Genomic DNA, 5,495 nt, shown 5'->3' with positions numbered 1-5,495 from the left:
TCAAAATCGACGACAGCGCGGCGAAAAAAGTAAAGGGCTACATCGGTTACAAAATACTGCAAGACCCCGCCGACGTATTGCAAGCTTGGATCTCGGTGTTAGCCGACACCTACTACGGTGCGATCAAGGCCGCCGATGCAGTCAAAGTGAACTATAAAGCAGGCGAAACTGCCGAGGTCAGCGAGCAAGACCTCATCGCTGAAGGAGAGCGCTTAGTCGCCGACAAGTCCTCTGGTGGGCTATTTGTAGAACATGGCAATATCGACAACGCCGCCAAGCAGGCAAAAAAATCGATTGAAGGTCTGTACCGCACCTCCTCGGTGCTGCACTTTGCCCTAGAGCCGGTCAACGCCACTGTCGAATTTAAAGACGGGATTTGCCATGTCTATACCGGCAATCAATGGCAATCACTGTTTCTACCTGTTGTCGCCAAGTCTGTGGGCCTTAGCGAAGATAAGATTATCATTCACCAACACTACCTCGGCGGAGGTTTCGGCCGACGCTTGGCAGGCGACTATATGTTGCCCGCCGCGCTAACGGCTCAGGCCACCGGCAAGCCGGTGAAGTTGGTTTTCACCCGCGAAGATGACTCCCGCTTTGACTGCATTCGTTCACCCTCGGTGCAGCATTTCGCTGCCTATTGGGATGCCGACGACGCGCTACAGGGCATTGAACACGCCGCCGCTGCAGGCTGGCCGACACTGACTATGGCGCCCGGATTCATGCCCGACAGCGTCGACAAAAAAACCAAGGTCGACAGTTTTTCCATTAGCGGCGCCGACCACTGGTACAGCCTTAACAACCACCGAGTTCGAGCTATAAATAATACCCTCGCCCAAAAAACCTTTGTGCCCGGTTGGTTGCGTGCCGTAGGGCCAGGTTGGATTGGCTGGGGGGTAGAGTCTTTTATGGATGAGGTAGCCCACGCCCAAGGTGAAGACCCGGCGAGTTTCCGTCTGCGCCTGCTTGACGCCAAAGGCAAAAACGCAGGTAAAGCGCCTGAAGCCGTCGGCGGCGCCAAGCGCCTTGCCAATGTGCTGCGCGAAGTCAAAGCCAAGGCCAACTGGGGACGCAAGCTGCCCGAAAATGAAGGTCTCGGGCTGGCCGTAGCCGCAGGGCAGGAACGCACCATGCCAACGTGGAGCGCCTGCGTGGCCCATGTCAGAGTAGATCCCAGCTCTGGCAAGGTGACCGTACTCAAACTAACGAGTGTCATGGACTGCGGTATCGTGGTTCACCCCGACGGCGCCCTAGCGCAAACCGAGGGCGCGATGCTGTGGGGTTTGAGCATGGCATTGCACGAGGGCACAGCGATCAAGGACGGTCAAGTCGCCGACCGCAATCTCAATACCTACACCCCGCTGCGGATGAACGATGTGCCAGAGATGGACATCAGCTTTGTGCAGAACACCGAGTTTCCCACGGGCCTCGGCGAGCCGGGCGTTATCGCCGTGGCACCCGCCATTGGCAATGCAATCTTTAACGCCGTTGGAGCGCGTGTGCGCAATCTACCAATAAGGCCCGCCGATGTTAAAACGGCAATGAATGCCTAAGTAAAAGCACACGGCCCCAGCCGTGTCGCTCGGCATCTACATTATTAGACTAGACTTCTCGCTGGAACGGCGGACTTTCTATTTAAACGCGGGTTCGCGCTTAAATAGAAAAACGCCTAAAACAGCAACTTTGCACCGCCGCCGATTAAGCGTAAACTGCTGATCTTTCAAAAGAATAAGAAGCAATGAGCAAGCGTGACAATAGCGAGGATTTCCACACCCTCTTTCTACAGGACACTCCCTTGCTGGATGTACGCGCACCAGTAGAATTCAATAAAGGCGCCTTTCCCAATACCATTAACATACCACTACTCGACGACGAGCAGCGGCATGCCATTGGCACCCGCTACAAAGAGCAGGGCCAAGACGCCGCCATTGAGCTGGGTTGGCAGCTAGCCACCCCTGAGATTAAAACCGCGCGCCTAAGCGCATGGCGAGCTCACATAGCCAAGCACCCCGAGGGCTATTTGTATTGCTTTCGCGGCGGTTTGCGCTCGAACCTCAGCCAACAACTGATTGCTGAGACCGGAATTCACTACCCACTGATCAAAGGTGGCTATAAGGCCATGCGTCGCTACTTGATTGATTTGCTCGATGAACACAGCCTAGCGCTACAAGAAAAGCAGCGACCACTGATCTTAGTTTCCGGGCGCACGGGCAGTGGCAAAACTAGAGTAATCAATCGCCTCGCTCGCAGCGTTGACCTCGAGGGTCTCGCCCGACATCGCGGCTCCGCCTTTGGTCGTCGCGTTGAGCCACAGCCCAGTCAAATCAATTTTGAAAACGCCTTGAGCATCGCACTGTTAAAGCTCCGTCACACATTTCCAGACGGCGCCTTATTCAGTGAAGATGAAGGCCGAATGATCGGTTCTGCCGCGCTGCCTCTGGGCTTGCAAAGCACAATGCAACAAGCGCCGCTGGCTGTATTAGAGACACCGCTTGAAGAGCGTATCGATATTGCGCTTGAGGAGTATGTTAGTGCCGCGCGGCCGGAATATATCCAAGCCTTTGGTGAGGAACAGGGCAGCCTTAAATTCCGCGAGCAAATCCTCGGCAATCTGGATCGCATTCGCCGACGTCTCGGCGGTGATCGGCACAAGCAATTGCTCAGCGAGTTCAGCGCAGCCCTAGATGAATTAGAGCGTAGTGGCTGCGCCGACGGCTTTCGTTCCGGCATTGCCATTTTGCTTAGTGATTATTACGACCCGATGTACGACTACCAGCAGACCAAGCGCGATGGCCGCGTTATCTTTCGCGGCGACAAAGACGCCGTAGTCGACTGGGCCCAGAGTTTTCGGCCTATGTAATTTTACCCACCCAAACCCTTCATTAAAGGAGAATAACGTGCGGTTATTGACTGTTTTAACAGCGCTGCTCGTCTCGACCAGTATTTCCCTCAGCGCGATTGCTGAGACCTTTACCTTTACAGCCATTCCCGATCAAGATGAGTCACGTCTACAGGAACGCTTTGGCCAAGTTGCTGCGTACTTACAAAAAGAGTTAGGTGTTGACGTAAAATACGTTCCCGTTAAAAGCTACGCGGCGGCGGTGACAGCCTTTCGTAATAATCAGGTGCAGCTAGCGTGGTTTGGCGGGCTGTCTGGCGTGCAAGCTCGAGAGCTAGTCCCCGGTAGCGAAGCGATTGCCCAAGGATATGAAGACCAGTTTTTTGTGACCTATATTATTGCCAATCACACAACTGGACTCAGTAAATCAGAAGATTTCCCCAAGGCCATCGCTGACAAACGCTTTACCTTTGGCGCCAAAGGTTCGACCTCGGGCCGCTTGATGCCAGAATTTTATATCCGCGAATACTTCAAAAAATCCCCAGAGCAGATTTTTAAGCGTGTAGGTTTTTCGGATGACCACAGCCGCACAATCGCACTGGTGCAGTCCGGCGCCTATGAGGTCGGCGCGGTGAACTACAAGGTTTGGGAAGATGAATTGGCCGCGGGTATTATAGATCCCAGCCGAGTCAGCGTAATTTGGCAAACCCCCAGCTACCCCGACTACCAGTGGAGTATTCGCGGTGATATCGACAAGCGCTTTGGTGCCGGCTTTAAAGCCAAAGTAGCTGAGACATTATTGGCTATCAGTGCCCCGGAAATTTTAGCGGCTTTTCCGCGCCAGTCTTTTGTTAAAGCGAGTAATAGTGACTACCAGCCAATTAAAGATACCGCCATCGCCATTGGTTTGATGGATGCTGAATAACATCACCACCGAGGCGGCAAACGAGCCGCTTTTATCTTTAAGCAATACCCGCCTGAGCTATCAGGGCGTTGCTGTGCTCCAGGACATAACGCTGACAATTGCGGCAGGGGAGCGGGTCGCACTCGTGGGCCGGTCGGGCTCAGGCAAGTCTACACTGCTGAAACACCTGCGCAGCTTACTAGCCCAGCAGGTTGCATGGTGTCCCCAGCAGCCCGGCTTGGTGCCCATGCTAAGCGGCTACCACAATATCTATATGGGTGGCTTAGCCCGCCGCTCAGCTTTTTACAATGTATGTAATCTCATCAAACCCTTGGCCACGCCGAGAGCTGAAATTGCAAAATTAGCGAATCAATTAGACATTCACGACCAGCTGCTCAAGCGGGTGGACAATTTGTCTGGCGGACAGCAGCAACGGATTGCCATTGGCCGCGCCCTATACCAGCAACAGCAAATATTTCTCGGCGACGAGCCAGTGTCGGCCCTCGACAGCTTTCACGCTTACTCGGTATTGAGCCTTTTAATTCATTACCACGACACCGTCATATTAGCCTTGCACGATACGGAACAAGCCCGAAAAGTATGCAATCGTATTATCGGCCTAAAGGGTGGCCGCATCGCCTTTGATTTGCCCAGTGAACTTGTAAGCTGCGAGCAACTAAATACGCTCTACTGCAGTGAGTAAACCGCGATGATGACGCGGCCCGTCAACTTCTTGAATACCCCCCGGCAACTTAGCTTTGCCTTGGCCCTCGCCGCGATTGCATGCCTGCTTTTTGCCGATCTCGATATCAGCGCCAACCAAGCTGGCCGAGAACTCCTGCGCATGGGCCAAGGTTTAATCGCCCCCAATTTCTGGTCGCTGTCGACGATTGCCCACAGCGCGTTTACCACCCTCGCCTTCGCCTTACAGGGTATGGCTTTAGCTGCCACCGCTGGATTCGCACTGGCACTACTGTATCGCTTTGCTGCCGTGCGCGGGTTTTGCGCATTTATCCGCGCAATTCACGAACTATTTTGGGCGCTTATTTTTATTCAATTATTTGGTTTGTCGCCACTCGCGGGGCTACTCGCCATCGCACTGCCCTACGCCGGCACTTTGGCTAAAATTTACGGCGAATTATTTGAAGAGACCGATGCCGCGCCCCGCAACAATCTGCTGCGCAGCGCGGGATTCAGCGCCTTTGTCTACACCACGCTACCGCTGGCGCTACGACCTATGCTGCAGTACACCAGTTACCGATTCGAGTGCGCAATTCGCTCCAGCATTGTCTTGGGTTTTATTGGTCTCCCCACCCTTGGCTATCATTTGGAAACCGCTCTCGGCAATGGCCAATACAATGATGCCGCCGCGCTGCTTTACGTTCTATTAGCCATAGTCGTCAGCTTGCGCTGGTGGCTTAAAAAAGTGCTCTTCCCTTTCTTTCTCTTAGCGGCCTGTATTTACCTGCCACCTACGGGACAATTTAACTGGGCCAATATCCTGCGATTTTTTAGTGAGGATATAATTCCCGCGCCACTTCGTCATTCAGCCAGCATTGACTTTGCCGCCCTCGTAAATTGGCTATGCCTACTCTGGCAGCAACAAATTGTACCGGGTGTTGTTAGCACGCTAATCCTTAGCCAATCCGCTTTGCTCCTAACTGCCGCCCTCAGCCTTTGTTGGTTTCCCTTAAATTCCAAGCAGTTTTTCAGTCCATTAAAACGCAGCGTCGGCGATGGCTTTTTGATTAT

The 5,495-nt window shown here is 53.5% G+C and carries 5 protein-coding genes; all 5 read left to right on the top strand.

The window, feature by feature from the left end; genetic code table 11:
- The coding region (locus ABYT30_RS14800) for a xanthine dehydrogenase family protein molybdopterin-binding subunit (protein WP_373097309.1) at positions 1-1,553 on the top strand (1,553 nt) is incomplete at its 5' end.
- A gap of 185 nt (positions 1,554-1,738) precedes the next feature.
- Positions 1,739-2,860, top strand: coding sequence for a tRNA 2-selenouridine(34) synthase MnmH (gene mnmH / locus ABYT30_RS14795; RefSeq protein WP_373097307.1), 1,122 nt, complete (start codon positions 1,739-1,741; stop codon positions 2,858-2,860).
- Positions 2,861-2,897: 37 nt separating this feature from the next.
- On the top strand, positions 2,898-3,764 hold the full coding sequence (locus tag ABYT30_RS14790) for a putative selenate ABC transporter substrate-binding protein (protein ID WP_373097306.1): 867 nt from the start codon (positions 2,898-2,900) through the stop codon (positions 3,762-3,764).
- Entirely contained in the window at positions 3,754-4,446 is a 693-nt protein-coding gene (locus tag ABYT30_RS14785; protein WP_373097305.1) for an ATP-binding cassette domain-containing protein, read from the top strand. Before ABYT30_RS14790 ends, ABYT30_RS14785 begins: the two co-directional genes overlap by 11 nt.
- A 6-nt stretch (positions 4,447-4,452) precedes the next feature.
- Positions 4,453-5,495 (top strand): PhnE/PtxC family ABC transporter permease (locus tag ABYT30_RS14780; RefSeq protein ID WP_373097304.1); only part of this gene is annotated, 1,043 nt, incomplete at its 3' end.

Source organism: Zhongshania sp., from assembly GCF_041623545.1.
Taxonomy (GTDB): domain Bacteria; phylum Pseudomonadota; class Gammaproteobacteria; order Pseudomonadales; family Spongiibacteraceae; genus Spongiibacter.
This window is presented reverse-complemented; position numbering and strand designations above follow the sequence as displayed.

Excerpts from the sequence above, each read along its gene's own strand:
- mnmH (WP_373097307.1), top strand. The coding sequence starts at position 1,739 with ATGAGCAAGCGTGACAATAGCGAGGATTTCCACACCCTCTTTCTACAG.
- ABYT30_RS14785 (WP_373097305.1), top strand. The coding sequence starts at position 3,754 with ATGCTGAATAACATCACCACCGAGGCGGCAAACGAGCCGCTTTTATCT.